This is a genomic window from Streptomyces sioyaensis (genome assembly GCF_004122735.1).
Lineage (GTDB): Bacteria > Actinomycetota > Actinomycetes > Streptomycetales > Streptomycetaceae > Streptomyces > Streptomyces sioyaensis.
The window spans coordinates 1-17,614 of sequence record NZ_SDIF01000129.1 but is presented as its reverse complement, the minus strand read 5'-3'; the positions used below and the strand labels follow the sequence as shown (position 1 = coordinate 17,614).

The 17,614-nt window shown below is 71.3% G+C and carries 13 protein-coding genes; 5 read left to right on the top strand and 8 right to left on the bottom strand.

The window, feature by feature from the left end:
* Positions 1–154: 154 nt before the first annotated feature.
* From EST54_RS28995 to EST54_RS28975, 5 genes are all read right to left on the bottom strand, one after another.
* The gene (locus tag EST54_RS28995) at positions 155–523 is read right to left on the bottom strand and encodes a hypothetical protein (RefSeq protein ID WP_129250679.1); all 369 of its coding nucleotides are present in this window, start codon (positions 521–523) and stop codon (positions 155–157) included.
* Between the two features lie 359 nt (positions 524–882).
* Complete coding sequence (locus tag EST54_RS28990; RefSeq protein WP_372448088.1) at positions 883–2,301, bottom strand: FtsW/RodA/SpoVE family cell cycle protein; 1,419 nt, start codon at positions 2,299–2,301, stop codon at positions 883–885.
* Positions 2,289–3,548 (bottom strand): LCP family protein, encoded by a 1,260-nt coding sequence (locus tag EST54_RS28985; protein WP_129250678.1) that lies wholly within the window; start codon positions 3,546–3,548, stop codon positions 2,289–2,291. The genes EST54_RS28990 and EST54_RS28985 overlap by 13 nt, the downstream gene beginning before the upstream one ends.
* Before the next feature lie 122 nt (positions 3,549–3,670).
* The gene (locus EST54_RS28980; RefSeq protein WP_129250677.1) at positions 3,671–5,095 is read right to left on the bottom strand and encodes a sensor histidine kinase; all 1,425 of its coding nucleotides are present in this window, start codon (positions 5,093–5,095) and stop codon (positions 3,671–3,673) included.
* Positions 5,085–5,762: a response regulator transcription factor gene (locus tag EST54_RS28975; RefSeq protein ID WP_129250676.1), complete on the bottom strand. Its 678-nt coding sequence runs from the start codon at positions 5,760–5,762 to the stop codon at positions 5,085–5,087. Before EST54_RS28975 ends, EST54_RS28980 begins: the two co-directional genes overlap by 11 nt.
* A gap of 735 nt (positions 5,763–6,497) precedes the next feature.
* On the opposite strand from EST54_RS28975, the gene mgtA reads away from it, so the two are divergent.
* Positions 6,498–9,218: a magnesium-translocating P-type ATPase gene (gene mgtA, locus EST54_RS28970; RefSeq protein ID WP_129250675.1), complete on the top strand. Its 2,721-nt coding sequence runs from the start codon at positions 6,498–6,500 to the stop codon at positions 9,216–9,218.
* A 98-nt stretch (positions 9,219–9,316) separates the two neighbouring features.
* Here the strand turns inward: mgtA and EST54_RS28965 are convergent, their stop codons facing one another.
* Together EST54_RS28965 and EST54_RS28960 are read right to left on the bottom strand one after the other, a co-directional pair.
* Positions 9,317–10,333 (bottom strand): DUF5954 family protein, encoded by a 1,017-nt coding sequence (locus tag EST54_RS28965; protein WP_129250674.1) that lies wholly within the window; start codon positions 10,331–10,333, stop codon positions 9,317–9,319.
* An 84-nt stretch (positions 10,334–10,417) separates the two neighbouring features.
* Positions 10,418–11,530 (bottom strand): DUF5925 domain-containing protein, encoded by a 1,113-nt coding sequence (locus EST54_RS28960; protein ID WP_129250673.1) that lies wholly within the window; start codon positions 11,528–11,530, stop codon positions 10,418–10,420.
* Between the two features lie 508 nt (positions 11,531–12,038).
* Here EST54_RS28960 and EST54_RS28955 point away from each other — a divergent pair.
* The 3 genes from EST54_RS28955 to EST54_RS28945 all read left to right on the top strand — a co-directional run bounded on the left by EST54_RS28955 (position 12,039) and on the right by EST54_RS28945 (position 14,339).
* Positions 12,039–12,749, top strand: coding sequence for a YoaK family protein (locus EST54_RS28955; RefSeq protein ID WP_129250672.1), 711 nt, complete (start codon positions 12,039–12,041; stop codon positions 12,747–12,749).
* Positions 12,750–12,996: 247 nt separating this feature from the next.
* On the top strand, positions 12,997–13,803 hold the full coding sequence (locus EST54_RS28950; protein ID WP_129250671.1) for an SGNH/GDSL hydrolase family protein: 807 nt from the start codon (positions 12,997–12,999) through the stop codon (positions 13,801–13,803).
* Between the two features lie 272 nt (positions 13,804–14,075).
* Positions 14,076–14,339, top strand: coding sequence for a hypothetical protein (locus EST54_RS28945; protein WP_129250670.1), 264 nt, complete (start codon positions 14,076–14,078; stop codon positions 14,337–14,339).
* A 247-nt stretch (positions 14,340–14,586) separates the two neighbouring features.
* Here the strand turns inward: EST54_RS28945 and EST54_RS28940 are convergent, their stop codons facing one another.
* Positions 14,587–15,837: a type ISP restriction/modification enzyme gene (locus EST54_RS28940; protein WP_129250669.1), complete on the bottom strand. Its 1,251-nt coding sequence runs from the start codon at positions 15,835–15,837 to the stop codon at positions 14,587–14,589.
* A 220-nt stretch (positions 15,838–16,057) separates the two neighbouring features.
* Between EST54_RS28940 and EST54_RS28935 the strand changes: the two genes are divergently transcribed.
* Positions 16,058–17,449, top strand: coding sequence for an MFS transporter (locus tag EST54_RS28935; RefSeq protein WP_129250668.1), 1,392 nt, complete (start codon positions 16,058–16,060; stop codon positions 17,447–17,449).
* Positions 17,450–17,614: the final 165 nt, after the last annotated feature.

The following is a 17,614-nucleotide window of genomic DNA, read 5'->3' as shown; positions in this document are numbered from 1 at the left end:
GGGGGGGAGGGCTGGTGGGGGTGCTTGGTCACGTGCGCTCGGACGGGGCGTGTCCGACTGCTTCACCCGGCACTGTGTGGCCGCGAGGGACCAGTCCGGGACCACCCCGAGGGGGCTGCTCGCCCGCGGGCTGTTCGTTGCGGGCGTCGAGTGATCAGTGTGCGTCACCTTGCCACGTCAGAGTCAGGTCTCCGGTAGCCGGTGCAAGACCGGGCTGCAGACTGCCCGTGCCCGCCATTCCGTTGGTCAGCGGGAAGGTGAACTGGTTGAGTGTGGCGATCAGACGTCGGTAGCCGTCGCCGCCTTCTGGGACGGGCACCCACAAGCCGAGTCTCTGCTCGGCTGCCTTCCACTCCCATTCCCCCTCGTTGCTGCCGGTTCTGCCGAGAAGGGCGAGATCTCCCCACCACTTGTCTTTCGGCGGAGACTCCGACAGCTTCGTGTCGTCCCACCGTATGTCGATGACGGTTTTCTGGGCGACCCAGCTCGGAAAGACCGTCACCTGTCCGCCGTGTAGTCCCATGATTGCCTTCTCGGTTGTGATCGGTTGTGATCGGTCGTGAGGTGAGGGCTCTCTTTTGGTCCGCTGCCTCCTGCGGAATGCGAAGGGGCTCCCGTTGTTTCCAGCATGACCCCGGTGGCGGCAGCGGCAACCGCGGTGACCGGTGCGGCGGAGATGACGACCGGCGCACCGCACACGTCCTGCGACGCAGCCTCCATCAAGGCCAACGGTGCAGGTCAGAGCACCGATCTGGCCCAGCTCCCCACAGACAGAACAACGGCACTCCTGGTTACCGCCGTGAAATTTGCGGCCCGCTACAGCCGCGCGACAATGGATGTGGAGTGCGCGTGGCAGGTCGCTCCAGGTGCCGTGGACGGTGCCTAGATGGCGGGGCGGGTGGCTTGTTCGTCGTCGTGGGGCGGTGCGTCGCCGGGCCGTTGGGCGTGATCGCTGACCTTGAGCAGCAGGGCGATGAGCAGCCAGTTGGCGATCATCGACGATCCGCCCTGGGCGAGGAAGGGCAGCGCCTTGCCCGTGAGCGGCATCAGGCCCGTCACGCCGGCGGTGACGACGAAGACCTGAAGGGCCAGCGCCGAGGCCAACCCCAGCGCGAGCAGCTTGCCGAAGGGATCCCGCGAGACGAGCGCCGCGCGCAGGCCCCGTTCGGCCAGCAGGGCGTAGAGGAGGAGCACCGCCATCATGCCGGCGAGGCCGAGTTCCTCCCCGACGGCGGTGAGGATGAAGTCCGAACGGCCGGCGAAGCCGATCAGTTCGGGGTGCCCCTGGCCGAGACCGGTGCCGGTCATGCCGCCGGAGCCGAAGCCGAACAGGGCCTGTGCGGCCTGGTCGGAGATCAGGCCCGGTGGGCGCCGGTCGACGGGAAGGAAGATGTCGAACGGGTGGAGCCAGGCCTCGATCCGGCCCTTCACATGGGGTTCGGTGGAGCCGACGACGGTCGCGCCGACCACGGCCATGAGCGCGCCGCACACCACCCAACTGCCGCGGCCCGTCGCGACGTAGAGCATCACGATGAACAGGCCGAAGAAGATCAGCGACGTTCCCAGGTCACGCTCCAGGACCAGCACCAGCAGGCTCGCGCTCCAGACGGCGACGATCGGGCCGAGTTGCCGGCCGGGCGGCAGCCGCATGCCCAGGGCCCGCCGGCCGGTCAGCGCCAGGGCATCGCGGTGGCTCACCAGGTATCCGGCGAAGAAGACGGCGATCATGACCTTCACGAACTCGCCCGGCTGAAAGGACACCGGCCCCAGATACACCCAGCGCTTGGCGCCGTACGTGTCGCCGGCGTAGAGGGCCGGGGCGATCAGCAGCACGAGGGCAGCGGCCATGGTGACGTAGATGTAGCGCTGAAGCTGCCGGTAGTCCTTGAGCAGGGCCAGCGTCAGCAGGCAGGCGGCCACGCCGATGACGGTCCACAGGAGTTGCTGCCCGCCGGCGGGCGGCGTGCGGTAGGCGTGGTCGAGGCGGTGGAGGAGGACCAGCCCCAGTCCGGTGAGCAGCGTCGCCAGCGGCAGGATCAGCGGGTCCGCGTACGGGGCGAAGCGGCGCACCGGGAGATGCGGGGTGAAGGCGAGGCAGCACATCGTGAGCGCGAACTCGGGGGCTTCGTCCGGTACGGCGCCCCCGGTCGCCATGCCCGCGGCGATATAGCCGTAGAGCACGATGACTACGACGAACACCAGCAGCAGTGCTTCCTGCCTGCGCGCGAGGCTGCCTCTCGGGGGCCGTTCCGGGCCGTCGGGGGCGGCGGCCCGCGGCGCCGGGAAGGTCAGTCCACGCACGGGACGCCGCCTCCCTCGATGGTCTCCCGCCGGGGCGTCGCACCGGACGGGGGAGCGGCGGAGCGACCGGCCGCCGGCGGCCCGGCAGGGCGCTCCGCCCCCGTGTCCGCCCCCTTGTCCGCCCCCGTGTCGTCGTCCTTGCGGTCGGCTTCGGGGCCCATGCGGTCCCGCACGAGCTTCCTGAGCGTTCCGGGGTCGACCAGATTCACGTCTTCGCCGTGGTGTTTGGCGAATCCGGCGATCGGCAGGGTCGAGAATTCGACGTTGCCGCCCGAGAGGTTCTTCGCCTGCTTGAGGAAGGCGGGCAGGTCCCAGCCCTCGTCGATGACCACGTCCTGTTTGGCGACGTCGAGCAGCCGCAGCAGCCGTGCCGGGTCCGTGAAGGTCTCGGCGCTGTCGAGCTTGTGCAGGGCCGAGGCGAGGAACGCCTGTTGCCTGCGGGTGCGGTCCAGGTCCCCGCGCGGCAGGCCGTGGCGCTGCCGGACGAAGGCGAGGGACCGGGAACCGTCGAGCGTCTGGCGGCCCGCGGGGAAATCGGCCCCGGAGTAGCGGTCCTTGACCGGATGCTTGAGGCAGACCGGTACGCCCCCCAGGGAATCGGCCAGGTGGTAGAAGCCGGCGAGGTTCACTTCGGCGAAATGGTCGATCGGCACATCCAGGAACCGCGAGACGGTCGTGAGCGTTGCCCGTCGTCCCGCCTCCCGTCCGGCCTGTTCCAGGGCGCGGTGGTCCGAAGTGCCCTGTCCGGCGAGGAGACTCTCGCGGTGAGCCTTGGCCAGACCGTACGCCTTCTTGATCTTGTCCTGGGGGAAGCCGGGGAGGTCGACCAGATCGTCGCGCGGTATCGAGAACGCGGTGGCCCTGCCGCCGTCGGCCGGTACGTGCAGCAGGATCAGGGTGTTGGTGTTGTAGCCGCCGATGTCCGAGCTCCCGGCGTGGAGTTTGTCCAGTACCGCCGGCGGGAGGTCCTCGCCGTTCTGGTCCTTGCGGCTGTCCAGCCCCATGAGCAGGATGTTCGTCGCTCCGCCGGTGGACCTGGGGGCCGCGCCGTCCAGGGCACGGGAGCTGCCCATGCGGCCGAAGACGTCGCGGTACACGTACCAGCCGCCGAAACCGATCGCCAGCAACAGCAGGGCGAGGAACGCGAGCACGAGCCGGCGGGTCCGGGCCCGCCTGCGCCGCCGGCGGCGGGTGCGGGTGGCGTCGGTCCCGGCCGGCCCGGGGGAAGCGTGACGACGGTGGTGCATACGGGCGTCCTGTCGGTCTCGTCCCGGCGGCTCTCGGCGGACGAGGGCCACGGGCGCGTAAGGGCGAGTCCCGATTGTCGGAAAGGCCGGCTGAAGGAACGCTGAGGTTCCTGACGGCGTCTTCAGACTCCGCGGACCGGGAAGCAGGCCACCAGGAGGGCGCCGCGCGCACTGGGTTCCACCCGCAGACTGCCCCCGTGGGCCCGTGCGATGTCCCGCGCGATGGCCAGGCCCAGTCCGGTGCCGCCGCTTCGGCGGTGGCGCGCGGCATGCAGCCGGGCGAAGCGCTCGAAGACCTGCTCCGCGGCCTCGGGCGGGATGCCCGGCCCGTCGTCGGCGACCCGCAGCACCGCCTGCCCGGTTGCGGGTTCGACGGCGGCGCTGAGCCGGACCTCGCCGGCCGCGTGCCGCAGGGCGTTGTCGACGAGGTTGGCCAGCAGGCGTTCCAACTGCACGGCATCGCCCCGTACGGGCACGGGGGCCGTCGCGTCCAGCACCAGCGGCACCCGGGGACCGCGTCGCCGGGCGATCTCCTCCGCGCACAGCAGGGCCAGATCGGCGGGGTCCGCGGCCGGCGCCGGCTGGGTGTCGAGCCGTGCGAGCAGCAGCAGATCGTCGGCGATCCGCTGGAGGCGCACCGCGGCATCCAGCGCCTTTCGCACCGAGCCGGCCGACTCCGGCGTCTGTCGTTCCGGGGCGGCCGACTCCGGCGCCTGGGTGGCGAGCAGCGCCACCTCCAGTTCGGTCCGTAGCGCGGCGATCGGATTGCGCAGCTCGTGGGAGGCGTCGGCGGTGAACTGCCGTTGCCGCGAGACGGCTTGCTCCAGGCGGTCGAGGGTGCGGTTGACCGTACGGGCCAGGAGCGTGATCTCGTCCTTCCCCTTGGGGTCGGGCACCCTCCGGTCGAGTGCGCTCGCCGTCACGGAGGCGAGCTCGGCACGGATGGCCTCCACGGGGCGCAGCGCGAGCCCGGTCACCGCCCAGGCGATGACGGCGGCCAGCGCCATCAGCAGCGGACCGCCCACCAGCAGGGTCACGCCCAGCGCGCGGGTGGCGTCGTTGAGGTCGGCCAGCGCGGTGAGCGCATAGACGTACCGGGTGCCCTGCGTCGACTCATCGCGCACGACGACCGCCAGACTGCGCTGGCCGGATGCCGCCGTCGTGGGCAGGACCTTGCTGCTCGTCTCCTTGCCCGGGGCCGGCCGGAAGCCGGCGAGCTCGGCGGCGCCGCCGGCGGCCGGGTCCGGGCCGGTGCCCGCGAGTGGCTGCCCCTGGGGCCCCAGGACGACGACGGCATCGACTCCGCCGGCCGGCTGCGGCAGATGACGGGGGAGCGCCCCGGTGGTGCCGGCCACCTTGCGGGCGGCCAGTTCGGTGCGGTCCTGGGTGTTGTCCAGGAGGTTGTCGGTCAGCGTCACGTACAGCCAGGCACCGCCTACGGCCAGGACCATGGCCATGACCAGGGCGGCGGCGGTCGCCGCCCGCGCCCGTACGCTGCGTGGCCGCGGCAGTGACCGCAGCAGCGCGCGCAGCCGGTCAGCCGCCATCGGGAGCGATCCGGTACCCGAGGCCACGCACCGTACGGATGGCCCGCCGCCCGAAGGGGACGTCGACCTTCTTGCGCAGCGAACTGATGTAGACCTCGACGATGTTGGGATCCATGTCCAGCGGGGAGTCCCATACGTCGTGCAGGATGTGCAGCTTGGCGACCGTGTCGCCGTCGCCCGCCATCACACAGGCCAGGACGGCGAGTTCACGGGCGGTGAGCTCGATCTCCGTCTCCGCCCGTCGGCAACGGCGGGCGACCGTGTCGACGACGAGATCGCCCGCCTGCAGGGTGGTGGACTGCACTTGCTGCGCACGACGGCTCAGCGCCCGCAGCCGCGCCAGCAGCACGACGAACGAGAAGGGCTTCGCGAGGTAGTCGTCGGCGCCCGAGTCGAGGCCCTCGGCTTCGTCGTGCTCACCGTCCTTGGCGGTCAGCATGAGAATGGGGGTGGTGTCGCCCGTGTTCCGCAGCCGGCGGCACACCTCGTAGCCGTTCAGGCCGGGGAGCATCACGTCCAGGACGAGGGCGTCGTAGTCGCGGATACGGGCGAGGTCGAGGCCGCGGTGACCGTCGTGGGTGACATCGACCCAGTGCCCCTCGATCGACAGCCCCCGGCGCAGGCTGTCGGCCAGCCCTTCCTCGTCCTCGACCACCAGAATGCGCATACCGGCAAGGATGACATATCCGTTATGGAGTGATTTGGGCGGGATGGTGGAGTGGGGTGGGGCGGCGGACCCGTCGGCGGTGCCGGGTGCGGGTGCCGGGGGCCGGGTGCCGGCGGTGAGCCGATGCTGGGGCCCCGGCCCCGACCTCGGTGGCACAGGGAATGCGCCGCCCCCCTGCCGCCCCACTGCGGAAGAATTCCGTGAATTCGCGGGGCGCTACCGGCCGACAGACATGCACCCCCGCCGGCACAAGAATCGCCTCCCCCCGGTAATGACACCGATCCTCCGGCAATGACCCTGAACAAAAGCTGAAATTCCTGAAGACAGCTTCAGATTTCCAATTCCCCGGAATGGCGTGTTACGTTCCGTCGGGTGCCGTTAGCGGTGCCGTTAGCGGTGCTGTCAGTGGTCCCTTCGGCGGGATCGTCGGTCCGGGGCGTGCCCATGCGAGTGGAGGAGGTGATCGGGGTGTCTCCCGATCGAAGTCTTCACCGCACTCTGCCGGTTGGCTGACCGCTGCCGGTTGGCTGAGCGGCTCCTGATCGCCGCCGGGCCGGTGGTCCGCGGTGCGCGGCGCTCTGCCGCGTCCTGATCCACGTGCGCCACGGCCGCACGCAAAATACTCACCTTTTCTGTACCGCGGGAGAGGCCATTGCCGCCCGCCCGCTTCCTTTCACCACTCCGTACGACGGCGCGGTTCCGCCATGCCGTCCCGCACGGAAAGGGGAATTCACCATGACCCTGCTCGCCCCGGAGAAGCTCGCTCCGCCCGGCCGCGGCCCGCGCGGCCGCCGTGCGAGAAAAGCCGCCGAATGGGAGGCCCGTACCCGTGTCGTCGGCGAAAAGCTCGCCCAGGTCAGCGCGCGTCCCGCCGCGCAGGTCCTGCAGGATCTGCACGCCCGGCACAACGGCCTGAAGTATTCCGATGTCACCGAACGCCAGGAGCGCTTCGGCCCCAATACGGTCGCCCATGAAAAGGCGCCGAGCTGGGGGATTCAGCTGGCGAAGGCCTTTGCGAACCCCTTCATCGCCGTCCTGGTGCTGCTCGCCGCCGTCATGTACGTGCAGGACCCCGAGGATCCGGGCGTCGTGATCCTCTCCGTCATGGTGGGGATCAGCGGACTGCTGCGTTTCTGGCAGGAATTCCGCTCCGGACGCGCCGCCGACGCCCTCGGCGAGCTGGTGACCACGACCTGTGCGGTCCAGCGCCGGGCCGGCCGGTCGTCGCTGCCCACCACCCTTGAGGTGCCGATGGACCAGGTGGTCCCCGGCGACCTCGTCAAGCTCGCCGCGGGCGACCTCGTCCCCGCCGATCTGCGCCTGATCGCCGCCAAGGACCTCATGGTCGGGCAGGCGGCGCTGTCGGGGGAGTCGCTGCCGGTCGCCAAGGACGACATCCGCGGCGACGACCGGGGGCAGCGCGCCACGGCGGACCCGGTGGAGGCCGGCAACCTCTGCCTGATGGGCACCTCGGTGACCTCCGGCACCGCCACCGGTGTAGTGGTGGCGACCGGCGTGGACACCTACTTCGGCTCGATGGCCGGATCGTTGGTCGGCGACCGCCCGCAGACCAACTTCGACCACGGCGTCCGCAGGGTCAGCTTCCTGCTGATCCGCTTCATGCTGGTCATGGTCCCCGCCGTGTTCGCCGTCAACGGGCTGACCAAGGGCGACTGGAAGGGCGCCTTCGAGTTCGGCGTCGCGGTCGCGGTCGGGCTCACGCCCGAGATGCTGCCGATGGTCGTCTCCGCCAACCTCGCCCGGGGCGCGGTGGCGATGTCCCGCCGCAAGGTCGTCGTCAAGCGGCTCAACGCGATCCAGAACCTGGGCGCCATGGACGTGCTCTGTACGGACAAGACCGGCACCCTCACCGAGGACCGCGTCGTCCTGGACCGCTCTCTGGACGTCCACGGCAGGGAGGACACCGAGGTCCTGGAGTACGCCTACCTCAACTCGCACTTCCAGACCGGGCTGCGCAACCTGCTGGACCAGGCCGTCATCGACCGCATGCACGAGGCCGAGGAGGTTGTCGTCGACGCCCGCTTCGAGCCGGTCGACGAGATCCCCTTCGACTTCGCCCGCCGGCGGATGTCGGTCGTCCTCCGCCGCAACACCCTGGCGGGCGCGGAGAGCCGCCCCGAGCACATCCTGATCACCAAGGGTGCGGTCGAGGACGTCCTGGACCTGTGCACCCACGTCAGGGACCGCGGCGAGCAGGTCGCCCTGACCGGCCAACTGCGCTGGCACGTCAGCCGGATCGCCGAGGAGCACCACCAGCAGGGGCTGCGGGTGCTGGCCGTCGCCACCCGGACCATGGACGAACCGCGCGACATCTACGGCGTCGCGGACGAGGACCGGCTCGTACTGATCGGCTTCCTGGCCTTCCTCGACCCGCCCAAGGCGGACGCCGCGACTGCCCTGCGGGGTCTGGCGGACCAGGGCATCGAGGTCAAGGTGATCACCGGCGACCACCCACTCGTCGCCGCCCGGGTCTGCGCGGACGTCGGCCTCACCGTGGGCGACGTGGTGACCGGACCCGACCTCGACGGGCTCCCCGACGCGGAGTTGCGCGAACTGGCCGCCCGTACCACGGTGTTCGCCAAGGTCACCCCCGTCCAGAAGGCCCGTCTCGTACGGGCGTTGCAGGCCGACGGGCGGACGGTCGGCTTCCTGGGCGACGGTGTCAACGACGCCGCCGCGTTGCGCGACGCCGATGTCGGCATCTCGGTGGACACCGCGGTGGACATCGCCAAGGAGTCCGCGGACATCATCCTGCTGGAGAAGAACCTCACCGTCCTCGGGGACGGCGTCTCCCAGGGGCGGACCACCTTCGGCAACACCATCAAGTACCTGAAGATGACGGCCAGTTCGAACTTCGGGAACGTCTTCTCCGTCCTGGTCGCCTCCGCGTTCATCCCCTTCCCGCCGATGCTGGCGATCCACCTGCTCATCCAGAACCTGGTCTACGACATCTCCCAGCTGGCCACCCCGTGGGACCGGATGGACCCCGAGTACCTGCGCAGGCCGCGGAACTGGGACGCGAGGGGCATCGGCCGGTTCATGGTCACCATCGGACCGATCAGCTCGGTCTTCGATATCGCCATGTTCCTGATCATGTGGAACGTCTTCGGCGCCGACAACGAGGCCCATCAGGCGCTCTTCCAGTCCGGCTGGTTCATCGAGGGCCTGCTGTCGCAGACCCTGATCATCCATATGATCCGTACCCGCAAGATCCCCTTCCTCCAGTCCCGCGCGTCCTGGCCGGTGATGGTGATGACGGGCCTCGCGATGGCCACCGGGCTGTTCCTGCCCTTCTCGCCGCTCGCCGCCGGGCTCGGCATGGTGGCGCTGCCGATGAGCTACTTCCCCTGGCTGATCGCCGTCCTGTTCTCCTACTGCGCGCTCACCCAGTGGGTGAAGACCTGGTACGTCCGCAGGTTCCACGGCTGGCTGTAGAGGGGGAGCAGAGGGGGAGGGGACGCGGACGGCTGCCGCGGCTGGGCGGTGGACGGCTGCCGCGTCGGCCGCGGCGGGGAGACCGGTCCGCGGCCGCCTCACTCGCCGTGGTGGAGGGTGCCGTCCTCGTCCATCGTCGGATGCATCTTCGTCGGCCCGTAGTCGTCCAGGTCCGAGGGGCGGGGCGGCTCCGGGCCGTCGGGGCCGCATCTGACCATCCGTTCGATACGGCAGATCCGGTACAGCGTGTCGGCCACCCGCACTTCGTCGGCGCGGCCCGCGGCCTTGAACTCCTCGGCGGCCCGCGCGTACTGGTCCCGTTCCCGGTCGCCGAACTTGTGGAGCAGCGGCCAGAATTCGGTCAGTCCGTCGAAGAGCTGCCGCCGCGCCTCGTGCGGGGTCGCCATCAGGGCCCCCTGCGGCTGCCATCCCGGGCCGCTGCGTTCCACCACGCCGAAGCCGACGGGAAGGAGGACGACCTCCGGATGGGACGTGCGCGCCCGGGCGGAGTCCTTGCGCACGTCCGGGGGGAACCGCGCGCCGGTATAGGCGAACCCCCGCAGGGCCAGCCTCATGGCGCCGGCCATCAGGCCGTCCTCCCGGCCGGGGACGAGGGCGAAGCCGAGGTCCGGCGACGGTGTGTCGTGCCGGCCGTCCCATGACCGGTCGGCGGGTTCCGGGTCGGTGGGGCGCGGCGGCTCCAGGCCGCGCTCGCCGCTGCGCGCGAACTCCTCACCGCGCACCACGCGGTAGCGCACACCGAGGACCGTGAGCTCGTCGACCGGCTCGCGCTCCAGCACCGCCACCGCGGCCAGCAGTTCCCGCCGGACGCCGGGGTCGTCGGTGTCGTCCTTGGCCCGGAACCACAGCAGGGAATTCAGGCTGTCCCGGGCCTCCTGGGGCGTGCCGCTCGTCGCGGGCCGCACCAGCCGCCAGTCCGCAGAGGTGCCCGGGTCCTGGGCGGCGAGACCGAAGACCGGTCCACGGAGCATGAGATGCGGATAGCGGTAGGAGGCCTGCACGGCGTCGGCCTCGGTCACCCACTCGGCCGGATCGTCGCGCCGGACCAAGCCCGCGTGCAGCCGCTCGATCTGTCGCTTCCAGTCATCGTCCATGCACGCATTGTTGTGCGCGGGCGGCAGACGGTGGGCCGGAACGCCGCAAGTGACCGGGCCGCCCGCCGCGGTGGCGGCGCGGCCTCAGAGGTAGAGCCCCGCGTCGGCCCCCGCGTCCTGGGCCGGGACCGACGCCGGACGGATGCCGCGGCGCAGCGCATACAGCTCGGCCAGCGAGGCGCCCTCGCGTCCGATGCCCTGATCCGTGCCGAGCCAGCGCACCGCTTCCGCGCGGCTCAGCGGGCCGACCTCGATCCGGGCCAGACAGCGGCCGGGACGGATCACCGCCGGGTGCATCCGCTCCAGGTCCTCATTGGTCGTCACGCCGACCAGGACGTTACGGCCCTGGCCCAGCAGTCCGTCGGTCAGATTGAGCAGCCGCGACATCGCCTGCCCCGCGGCGTGCTTGGCCTCGCCGCGGATCAGCTCGTCGCAGTCCTCCAGGAGCAGCAGCCGCCAGCGGCCCTTGCCGGTGCTGTCGTCCTCGCCGATCGCGATGTCCATCAGATAGCCGACGTCGTTGAACAGCCGCTCCGGGTCCAGTACGCAGTCCACCTGGCACCAGTCCCGCCAGGAGCGGGCCAGGGTGCGCAGCGCGGAGGTCTTGCCGGTACCGGGCGGGCCGTGCAGCAACAGCAGCCGGCCGGCGATCTCCTCGGGCGCCACTTTCATCAGCCGGTCCATCGCCTCGGCCACCGGCGCGGTGTAGTTGGGGCGGATCTCCTCCCAGGTGCCGGCCGAGATCTGCCGGGAGGTGCGGTGCGGTCCGCGGCGCGGGGAGAAGTACCAAAAGCCCATGGGCACGTTCTCCGGCTGCGGGGCCGGCTCGTCCTCGGCGCCGTCCACGGCCTGCGCCAGCACCTTCTCGGCCTGTTCGTCGGTGACGGCGGTGACCGACACATCGGCGCCGCGGTTCCAGCGGGAGACCAGCACGGTGTAGCCGTCGCCCTCGGCGAGCGTGGCGCTGCGGTCGTCGTCCCGCGCCGCGCGCAGGATCCGGGCGCCCGGCGGCAGCAGCGTCAGCCCGGATCGCACCCGGTCCACGGACCGGCTCCGGGCGTAGGGCTGTTCCCCCTTGGCGAACCGTCCCAGAAAGAGCGCATCGACGACATCGGCGGGCGAATCGCTGTCGTCCATGGTCAGCCGGAGCGGAAGGGACTCCTCGGTGGCGGACGGCTGGACGTGATCGGCACACATCCCGCCATGATCGGTCACGGTGGCCCCGCATGCACACGGATTATCCCGGCGTTTTCCCGGTACCAGAACAGAACTGTTACTCGGAAAGCCGGGTGTACCGGGTGGTTCACCGGCCGATCTGCGCATCGTGCGACGTCGTGACGGGGAACGTCAGGGCAGGTCCCTTCTCCCCGCTGCCGCGTCCGCCGCACTTTCGGTCCGGAATGCAGGCTAGGGATACAGGGATTCAGGGATACAGAGATTAAGGGATTCAGGGATTCTTCGACGATGCCAAGGGCCGCTGGAATGGCGAGGGTTGTACCCGCCTTTATCGCCTCGTCCCCCCTGCGCGGTGAAGAAGGTGAACAGCGGCCCTCACGAAGACCGGGCCGGGAAACGGTGCGACCGGGCGGCGGTGCGGTGCCGGTGAGTCGCCCACAGACGGCGCAATGGCGGGACCGCGGGCGGGCCCTCCGGAGACTGGGGGGACGTGCCGCGAGGTGAGTGACCGCCGGAAGGAGCCGCGTCCGTGGAGCCGCCGAGCGGAATCGCCCTGACGTTGATCATGGTGTGTCTGACCGTGGTCACCGGGGTGCTCGACGCCGTCAGCTTTCTGGCGCTCGGTCATGTCTTCACCGCCACCCAGACCGGCAATCTGCTCTTCCTCGGCTTCGGTATCGCCGGGCAGGGCGGTGTGCCCGTGACGGCGACGGTGGTGTCGATCGGGGCCTTCGTGCTGGGCGCGGCGCTCGGGGCCCGGGTGGAGTCGGGGCTGGCCCGCCTCCGGCGCCCGTGGTTCCCGGTTGCGCTGATCGTGGAGGCGGGGGTGCTGGCCGCTGCCGCCGCGGCGGCCTGGCAGTCGGGGCCGGGCCGGGGGCTGCCGCCCGGCCGCCGCTATGCCGTCATCGCTCTGATGGCGATGGCGATGGGCATGCGCAACGTCACCGCCATGCGGGTGTCCGCGCCCGACCTCACCACCACCGTGGAGACCCGGGCGATGACGGCACTGGTCAGCGGATCACCGGTGGGGCACGACAGGCGGCTGGGGTACGGCAGGCACCTCGCGGGCCGCCGGCTGGCCTCGGTCGGCGCGATGTTCGTCGGCGGTCTCCTGGGAGCCGCACTGCTCGGTCTGGGGACCCGTCCGATGCTGGTGATCGCGCTGGTGGCGGTGACCATCGCAGCGACCGCCTTCATGGTGCCCGGCCTGGCCCACCGCCGTACCGCCACCGAGGACTGACGGGCCGTTCCTTGCGCCACTGGGCGGCGGCCGCGCACGCGGGAGCCTCCGCGGTCTCCGCGGTGCGCCATCGGGGTGGTCATGGACGTGTCGGGCAGCGGGCGGCGAAGCGGCGATATGGCGGTGAACATCCCCTCGGATCGGCAGATTTGCCGCGAACTGCCGATGAGTTTTGGCATGGACACTTCCGGCTACCCGTGAGTCTTGCTACGACGGATGTGGCAGAGCTCCTGCTAAGGGAGGTTCCATGAAACTGTCCCGATTCGCGGCCTTGACGTCCGCCTTCTTCGTCACCTCGGCGCTCGCGCTCACCGGCGCGAGCGCCGCCGCGTCCGCCCAACTCCCCACCGCCACCGGCTATGTGGCCCTCGGCGACTCCTACTCCTCCGGCGTCGGGGCCGGCAGCTACGACAGTGCCAGCGGCTCCTGCAAGCGCAGCGCCAAGTCCTACCCGGCCCTCTGGGCCGCCGCGCACTCCCCCTCCTCGTTCCGCTTCACCGCCTGTTCCGGCGCCCGAACGGGTGATGTTCTCAGCAGTCAGCTCGGGCCGCTCAGCAGCTCCACCGGGCTGGTGAGCATCACCATCGGCGGCAATGACGCCGGTTTCGCCGACACCATGACGACCTGTGCGCTCCAGGGCGAGAGCGCCTGTCTGGCCCGGGTCGCCCAGGCCAGGACCTACATCGACAGCACCCTGCCCGGCCGGCTCGACGGGGTGTACAGCGCCATCTCCCAGAAGGCGCCGGCTGCCCGTGTGGTCGTCCTGGGCTATCCGCACTTCTACAAGCTCAACGGCGTCTGTATCGCCGGTCTCTCCGAGAGGTCCCGTGCCGCGATCAACGCCGCGGCCGACGACATCAACGGCGTCACCGCCAAGCGGGCCGCCGACCACGGCTTCTCGTTCGCCGATGTCAATGCCACGTTTTCCGGACATGAGCTGTGCTCCGGCAGCGCCTGGTTGCACAGCGTGACCTTCCCCGTCGAGGAGTCCTACCACCCGACCGCCGCCGGCCAGTCCGGCGGCTATCTCCCGGTGTTCGCCTCCGCTGCGTGACGACCCGTATGCCGGGCGCCGGGGAGGGGCAGTGAGATCCCGGTCTCTCCTTGTGCGCCCCGGCGCCCCGTCAGGCGCCCCCGGGCCCCCGCCGGGGTGTCCGGTGGTTGCTCAACTCGCCCTGGTCCGCGCCGTGTAGGTGACATTCCGTATGGTGTGCGTCAACGTCAAAGCGAGGCAGGTGAATCCGTTGACCGGTCTGCACGCGTGTCCTCCGAGAGAGATAGGGTTACCCTGCCCGGGCCGGGTGCCCTCGTAGGGTGGGGAGAGTCATGGAACAGATAACAGTGCGTAGCAGGGCGCGAGTCCCTGCCATCAACTGCGGGAGTAGTGCGTCCAGCGCGCGCCTCGACCGCCATTTCGCCGTGCTGGGGGGTCCCGCCGTCCCGCACCGTGAGGTGGAGGGCGCGACCTCGCTGATGCAGGAGCTCACCGCGCGTGATCGTGCGCGTTCGAGGAACAGCCGCGGCGCCAGGGTGTCGCTGTTCGCGCCGCTGCGCAGGCTGCGGCGCTCGCTGTTCGGCGGGCACGGCTGATCCGCTTCTGAAGCGGCATCTCGGGCGATCACACCGTCCCGGCGCGGCACTGCGGTCCGATCGCTCGTCAGACCCAGGGCGCCGGCAGCGTGTCGGTGTGCTCGTCGGGGCGGGAATCCTCGCCCCGACGATGCCGTGAGCCGCTCTCTTCGCCGGCCCCGTCCCCACCCGGCCGGCGCAGGACTCCCCACCACCCGTTGCGTTGCGACGGGTGGTTTCTTGTTGAGCGCCCCGGGCGGCGCCGCGCTCACAGCAGCGCGAACTGACCCTCCGGGCCCTCCTCGTGATGGTCGAGCACGGAGGCCGGACGGTGCGCGAAGACCGGCGCCGGCAGGATGCCGGCCGCCCGCAGTTCGTATGCCGCCAGCTGCGGGCCGTCGTCCGTGGCCTGCTGCAACTCCGTACACTGCGGCCGGAGTTCGGACAGCAGCGCCAGTACGGTGAGCAGCTCCAGCAGCTCCGAGGTCCACTCCTGGAGCCAGTGCGCGGGGCGCAGCGCCGCCAGCGAACCGGGCTCGGGCTCGTCCGCCGACGTGCCGGTGCGCGCGGCGAACCACGCCTCCAGCACGCGCACCCCGCCCGCGTGGAAGTCCCAGGCGCCCGCGGGCACCGGGGAGATCCGGCCGTCGCCGAGCAGCAGCGCCTCCTCCTCGGGGTCGTAGCCCAGGGACGGGGGCAGCCCGCGGGCGGGGAGTGCGGAACGTACGTACGGGCGGCGGCCGCCGGGCATCCGGGGCCGCTCGCCGCCGTGCCCGCCCGGGGTCCCGTCGACGTGGGCGCCACGGGTCCACAGCCACAGCAGCCGCCCGCCGAGCGCGACACCGCGCTCCCAGATCTCCGGGTCGGCGGTGAGCGGCACCGCGCAGCCTTCGGGGGAGTGCCGGGCGCTCGCGGCGAGCCAGGCGAGCAGGTCGGTGGGGCGCACCGGGCGGTCCAGGCGCCGGCCGAGCAGGGTGAGCAGGCCGGGGGCGAGGTTGGGTTCCCGGCCGCCGGGCCGCCGGTAGAACGGACGGATCCGGCCGGGGCGGCCGGCCGGGGCGCGCCCGTCGGGCAGCAGCGTGGAGCACACCACGGGAGGGCCGGCCAGTTGCGGTACCTGGCCCCACTCGACCACGAACAGCTGCCGCTCGTCCGCCACCCGCCACAGCTCCGGCCGCGCCCCGTCGATCAGCCGGTGGTCGGGCAGCAGCCACTGCTGGTCGAACGGGCCGTGCAGGATCCGTACCGGCTCGGGGCAGGGTCCGCTCGCGCGGTGCAGCCGCCCGGTCGGGGTGGCCTGGCCCGGCAGCTGGCCGACGGCGGAGTGCAGGGTGCGGGCCCGGGACGGCCGGAACAGCCGTTCGCGGGCCGCCGGGTCGCCGGCCTCCACCAGCGCCGTCCAGCGGGCGCGCAGGGTCGCCGGATCCGGCGCGCGCACCCAGGAACGGCCGAGCCGCAGCGGCGCCACGGACCACGGCATGAGATCGGACAGCCGTGGCGCGTCCTGCTTCGCCGTCACGCGGAGCCCCTCCCGGACCGTTCGGTTGACCCCGGCATGGTAACCACGGGGCCCGGTGGGCGTGCCGCCCCGCGGGTCACACCACCCCTCCGGGGCGGGGCCGCCCCGCGGTCTTCCGCTTGCTGATCTTGGCGGAGTACGGTCCTGGCCGTACGCCCGGCCACACGGTGCGGACCTGGCTCCGTGCGGTGCGCCGGGACCTGCTCAGGGGAGGAGCGCCATGACGGACACCGCCTCCCCCACGCCGGAACGGCGCGGGGGCACCCCCATCGGTCACCGGGCGGCCGCGCGGCTGGACCGGCTGCCGCCGTCCCGGTGGCACCGCCGCCTCACCCTCGTCGTCGGCATCGGCGCCTTCTTCGACCTCTACGAGATCTTTCTGGGCGGGGTGCTGGCCGCGGTGCTCGCCGCGCAGTGGCATCTGGGGCCCACCGCGAAATCCTGGGTGATCGCGGCAGGCTTCCTCGGGATGTTCGTCGGCGCGAATGTGCTGTCGGTGCTCGCCGACCGCTTCGGACGACGCCGGATGTTCCTGGTCAACCTGGCCGGGTACGCGCTCTTCTCGCTGCTGAGCGCCGGCGCCCCGGATCTGTCCTGGCTGCTTCCGCTGCGCTTTCTGGCCGGGCTCTGGCTCGGCGCCGAACTCGTGCTGGTGGACACCTATCTCGCCGAGTTCCTGCCCCGGGCGGTGCGCGGGCGCTACCTCGCCTGGGCGTACACCGTCGGTTTCGTCGGCGTGCCGGTCGCCGCGCTGCTCGGGGCCCGGCTGGTGGCGGCGCACCGGCTGCTGGGCATCGAGGGCTGGCGCTGGCTGCTGGTCGCCGGTGCGCTGGGCGCCGCGTTCCTTCAGCTGATGCGCCGCCAACTCCCCGAATCACCACGGTGGTTGCTGGTGCAGGGGCGCGGTGCGGAGGCCGAACGGATCGTGGCGGGGCTGGAGGAGCGGGTGGCCCGGGAGAGCGGCGGCAGCCTGCCGTCGGTACCCGAGACGGAGACCGTCCCGGAACGCAAGGTGCCGCTGGGCGCGATGTTCCGGGGCTGCTACCGGCGGCGGACCGTCATGTGGTGGCTCTTCCAGGTGCTGCAGACCGTCGGCTACTACGGCTTCGGGTCGCTGGCGCCGGTGGTGCTCACCGCGAAGGGGCACACCGTCACCGAGTCGCTGCTGTACGCGGCGCTGAGCTTCTGCGGCTATCCGATCGGCTCCGCGCTGTCCATCCCCCTCATCGACCGGATCGAGCGCCGGACGCTGATCATCGCCTCGGCGCTCGGCATCGCCGGCTGCGGTCTGGCCTTCGGCTTCGCCGCCGCCACCTGGGCCGTCGTCACCTTCGGCGTTCTGCTGACGGTGTGCAGCAACGTCTTCTCCAACGCCTTCCACGTCTACCAGACCGAGATCTTCCCGACCGGTCTGCGCAGCAGCGCGATCGGCATCGCCTACTCGCTGTCCCGGCTCACCTCGGTCGTCCTGCCGTTCGTCGCACTGAACGTGCTGAGCGACCTCGGCCCGGCCGCGGTGTTCACCGGCTCGGCGGGACTGATGCTGCTGCTGTGCCTGAACGTGGCACTGCTCGGCCCGCGCACCACGGGGCGCAGCCTGGAGCGGATCTGATGTCTTCCCACGTTTTTGTCTTTCCCGCCGTGGGTGTTGCTCGCCGTTGGGCCTGCGGCGGGCGGTGTGTTGTCGGGTGCGGTGACGGGCCTCCGCGGGTGGGTGTCCGGACTGCTTCGCTTTACGTCCGGACACCCACCCGCTCCGGCCCGTCCCCTCCCGTTG

Bases quoted from the DNA above. Each gene is read 5' to 3' on its own strand.
- EST54_RS28995 (WP_129250679.1), bottom strand. From the start codon at position 523: ATGGGACTACACGGCGGACAGGTGACGGTCTTTCCGAGCTGGGTCGCC.
- EST54_RS28985 (WP_129250678.1), bottom strand. From the start codon at position 3,548: ATGCACCACCGTCGTCACGCTTCCCCCGGGCCGGCCGGGACCGACGCC.
- EST54_RS28980 (WP_129250677.1), bottom strand. From the start codon at position 5,095: ATGGCGGCTGACCGGCTGCGCGCGCTGCTGCGGTCACTGCCGCGGCCA.
- EST54_RS28975 (WP_129250676.1), bottom strand. From the start codon at position 5,762: ATGCGCATTCTGGTGGTCGAGGACGAGGAAGGGCTGGCCGACAGCCTG.
- mgtA (WP_129250675.1), top strand. From the start codon at position 6,498: ATGACCCTGCTCGCCCCGGAGAAGCTCGCTCCGCCCGGCCGCGGCCCG.
- EST54_RS28965 (WP_129250674.1), bottom strand. From the start codon at position 10,333: ATGGACGATGACTGGAAGCGACAGATCGAGCGGCTGCACGCGGGCTTG.
- EST54_RS28960 (WP_129250673.1), bottom strand. From the start codon at position 11,530: ATGTGTGCCGATCACGTCCAGCCGTCCGCCACCGAGGAGTCCCTTCCG.
- EST54_RS28950 (WP_129250671.1), top strand. From the start codon at position 12,997: ATGAAACTGTCCCGATTCGCGGCCTTGACGTCCGCCTTCTTCGTCACC.
- EST54_RS28945 (WP_129250670.1), top strand. From the start codon at position 14,076: ATGGAACAGATAACAGTGCGTAGCAGGGCGCGAGTCCCTGCCATCAAC.
- EST54_RS28935 (WP_129250668.1), top strand. From the start codon at position 16,058: ATGACGGACACCGCCTCCCCCACGCCGGAACGGCGCGGGGGCACCCCC.